This window comes from Streptomyces sp. NPDC058964, assembly GCF_042741275.1.
Lineage (GTDB): Bacteria > Actinomycetota > Actinomycetes > Streptomycetales > Streptomycetaceae > Streptomyces.
Genome location: NZ_JBHYKH010000925.1, coordinates 1 through 1,677, shown reverse-complemented (window position 1 = coordinate 1,677; position 1,677 = coordinate 1). Strand labels below are relative to the sequence as shown.

General features: G+C 69.4%; 1 protein-coding gene and 2 pseudogenes. 2 read left to right on the top strand and 1 reads right to left on the bottom strand.

Features of this window, described 5'->3' with window-relative positions:
* A partial coding sequence (locus ACFW2E_RS46455) for a substrate-binding domain-containing protein (protein ID WP_384478102.1) occupies window positions 1-869 on the bottom strand: 869 nt, incomplete at its 3' end.
* Between the two features lie 413 nt (window positions 870-1,282).
* Between ACFW2E_RS46455 and ACFW2E_RS46450 the strand changes: the two are divergent.
* Together ACFW2E_RS46450 and ACFW2E_RS46445 are read left to right on the top strand one after the other, a co-directional pair.
* A pseudogene (locus tag ACFW2E_RS46450) lies at window positions 1,283-1,501 on the top strand (PfkB family carbohydrate kinase); the annotation flags it as partial.
* A gap of 12 nt (window positions 1,502-1,513) precedes the next feature.
* A pseudogene (locus tag ACFW2E_RS46445) lies at window positions 1,514-1,677 on the top strand (deoxyribose-phosphate aldolase); the annotation flags it as partial.

Genomic DNA, 1,677 nt, shown 5'->3' with positions numbered 1-1,677 from the left:
TGCAAGTACGGCTGCTCTACCAGAGCGAACTGGATCGACCCCTTGGAGATCGCGCCGGTCAGCGCCTTGTTGAGGTCGAAGGTGGCGACCTTCGCCTTGCTGCCCGCGTCACTCACCGACTGGACGGCGGTCAGCGCGTACGGCGCACCCAGTGCGACGACGTAGTCGATGTCCTTGTCCTGCTTGAGCTTGGCGGTGATCGTCGACTTCACGGACGGCATGTCGGCGCCGTTCACGTACAGCGTCTCGGTCGTGCCGGAGAACGTCTTCTTCACGCCGTCGCAGCGCTGGGTGAGGCCGACGTTGCCCTGCTCCTGGATCACACAGACGGCCTTCTTGGCGCCGGCCTCGTTCAGCCGCTTGCCGAGTGCCTCGCCCGCCACGCTCTCGTCCTGGCCGAAGAACTCCATCAGGCCGAGCTTCTTCCAGTCGCTCACGCCGGAGTTGAGGCCGACGACGGGTATGTTCGCCGACTTCGCCTTGGCGACGACGTCCTTCATGGCGTCGGGCTTGGCGAGGGTGATGGCGATGCCGTCGACCTTCTGGTCGATCGCGTTCTGCACCCAGTTGGCCTGGTTGCCCGAGTTCGGGTCGGCCGAGTAGACCAGCTTGATGTTGTCCTTGGCGGCCGCTGCCTCGGCGCCCTTGCGGACGATGTCCCAGAAGGTGTCGCCCGGCGACTGGTGGGTCACCAGCGCGACGGTCATCCGGGGAGTGGTGGCCTTGCCCGCGGAGGCGTTCGACCCTCCCTCTTCCGACTTCTTTCCGCCGGAGCTGCTGGAGCAGCCGGCCAGGGTGAGTGCTGCCGCTGCGGCCACGGCCACCACGGGAGCCAGTCTGCGGGAGCGGGAGAGCGAAGAGCGGTCCATCTTTCCGGCACCTCACTGTGCGACGGGGGGAGAGGAAGGAGGATCGGCGACGATCCCGGGCCCGGCGCCGGGAGGCGGTCCGAGCCACGTGCTGTGTAGCTGGGACGGGATACAAGTCCCTGCCGCGCCCGCTGTCAATACTTTGTTAAGACATCATTTCACACGCAGGTCCGAATGTAAGTACAAACTATTGACATCGTGCCCCGCTCCGACCTACACCTGAGACCATGGTCAAGTCAGCAGCGCGGCCCGCGCGGTCCTTCGCTCCGATCACGGCAGGCCGCATCGGAGTCGATCTCTACCCGTTCCAAACAGGCGTACCCCTGGCCCGGGTGGAGACCTTCGGGAAGTTCCCCGGGGACCCGGCGGAGGCCCGCCCGTACCGCGCCGAGGCGCTGCTCGCTGCGACGGAGGAGGTGCCGCCGGTGCCGGTCGACGTGGTCAACGGCCTTCGCGCGGGCGACGCCTTCGGCGGCTCCCTCGTCCACCGGCTGCTCGGCGGCCGGGACCTGGCCGGGACCATGCGGTACGCCAACGCGGCCGGCGCCCTCGTCGCCGCCTGCCTCCCCCGCTCCTCCGCGATGCCCACCGAGGCGGAGGCCGTCTGCCTTCTCGCGCGAGCCACCCCCTGAACGGAGTCCGTCTTGTCCCTCACCATCCCCGAGCTCGCGACCGTCAGGGCCCGGCACCCGGAGGCGGTCGCCGAGGCGGCCGCCCGCCGCGTGCGCCGTCCCCTGCTCGGTGACGGCGGCCGCCAGATGATCGTGGGCGCCGCCCACCCCGCGCGCCGCGCCCGGGGGGCGGGCGG